The organism is Sediminicola luteus, assembly GCF_002514735.1.
In the GTDB taxonomy this organism is placed as follows: Bacteria; Bacteroidota; Bacteroidia; order Flavobacteriales; family Flavobacteriaceae; genus HQA918.
On record NZ_NBWU01000011.1, the window covers coordinates 1 to 2013 of the forward strand.

The following is a 2013-nucleotide window of genomic DNA, read 5'->3' on the forward strand; positions in this document are numbered from 1 at the left end:
CTATGGTATTGGTCACGGTAATGGTGGCCACACCTGAGGCATCGGTGGTAGCGGTGGCGCTGGATAGTACGGCGCTACCGGTCACGTTAAAGGATACGCCCACCCCGGCCTGGTTGATCACATTGCCGGAGGCATCGCGCAACTGAACGGTTATGGTCTCTGTCTCCGTGCCATCTGCGGTGGCGGCGCCATCGGCGGCACTTATTTCGGTACCACTTCCGGTCACGTCTATAGGCGCATTGGAGAACACGACCTGGGCCGGTGATCCATTGACGATGGCCAGTTCTGCAGTGGCGCCATTGGCATCATGGTCCACGGTGGCTGTAACGTCCACGGTCTCTTCTATGGTATTGGTCACGGTAATGGTGGCCACACCCGAGGTATCGGTGGTAGCGGTGGCGCTGGATAGTACGGCGCTACCGGTCACGTTAAAGGTTACGCCCACCCCGGCCTGGTTGATCACATTGCCCGAGGCATCGCGCAACTGAACGGTTATGGTCTCGGTCTCGTTGCCATCGGCTGTAGCGGCACCATCGGCAGCACTTATTTCGGTACCGCTTCCTGTTACGTCTATAGGGGCATTGGAGAATACGATCTGTGCCGGTGATCCGTTGACGATGGCCAGTTCGGCCGTGGCGCCGTTGGTGTCATGGTCCACGGTGGCGGTCACGTCCACGGTCTCTTCTATGGTATTGGTCACGGTAATAGTGGCCACACCTGAGGCGTTGGTGGTAGCGGTAGCACTGGATAGTACGGCGCTACCGGTCACGTTAAAGGTTACGCCCACCCCGGCCTGGTTGATCACATTGCCCGAGGCATCACGCAACTGAACGGTAATGGTCTCGGTCTCCGTGCCATCGGCTGTAGCGGCTCCATCGGCAGTGGAAATCTCCGTACCACTTCCGGTCACGTCTATCGGGGCATTGGAGAACGCCACTTGCGCCGGTGATCCATTGACAATGGCCAGTTCGGCGGTGGCGCCGTTGGCGTCATGGTCCACGGTGGCGGTCACGTCCACGGTCTCCTCAATGGTATTGGTCACGGTAATGGTGGCCACGCCCGAGGTATCGGTGGTAGCGGTGGCGCTGGATAGTACGGCGCTACCGGTCACGTTAAAGGTTACGCCCACCCCGGCCTGGTTGATCACATTGCCGGAGGCATCGCGTAATTGTACGGTTATGGTCTCGGTCTCGGTGCCATCTGCGGTAGCGGCTCCATCGGCGGCGGAAATCTCCGTACCGCTTCCGGTCACGTCTATCGGGGCATTGGAGAATGCCACTTGTGCCGGTGATCCATTGACGATGGCCAGTTCGGCAGTGGCGCCATTGGCATCATGGTCGACGGTGGCGGTCACGTCCACGGTCTCTTCTATGGTATTTGTCACGGTAATGGTGGCCACACCGGAGGCGTTGGTGGTAGCGGTGGCGCTCGATAGTACGGCGCTACCGGTCACGTTAAAGGTTACGCCGACCCCGGCCTGGTTGATCACATTGCCCGAGGCATCGCGCAACTGAACGGTTATGGTCTCGGTCTCCGTGCCATCTGCGGTGGCAGCTCCATCGGTAGCACTGATTTGTGTACCTAAGGCACCAACACTGATTGCGGCATTGGTAAAGCTTACCTGTGCCGGTGATCCGTTGACGATGGCCAGTTCGGCAGTGGCGCCGTTGGTGTCATGGTCCACGGTGGCGGTCACGTCCACGGTCTCTTCTATGGTATTGGTCACGGTAATGGTGGCCACACCCGAGGCGTTGGTGGTAGCGGTGGCGCTGGATAGTACGGCGCTACCGGTCACGTTAAAGGTTACGCCCACCCCGGCCTGGTTGATCACATTGCCCGAGGCATCACGTAATTGTACGGTTATGGTCTCGGTCTCCGTGCCATCTGCGGTGGCAGCTCCATCGGTAGCACTGATTTGTGTACCTAAGGCACCAACACTGATTGCGGCATTGGTAAAGCTTACCTGTGCCGGTGATCCGTTGACGATGGCCAGTTCGGCAGTGGCGCCGTTGG

General features: G+C 59.2%; 1 protein-coding gene. It reads right to left on the reverse strand.

From position 1 onward, the window contains the following. Nucleotides 1-2013 (reverse strand): beta strand repeat-containing protein (locus B7P33_RS19190; RefSeq protein ID WP_141402520.1); only part of this gene is annotated, 2013 nt, incomplete at both ends.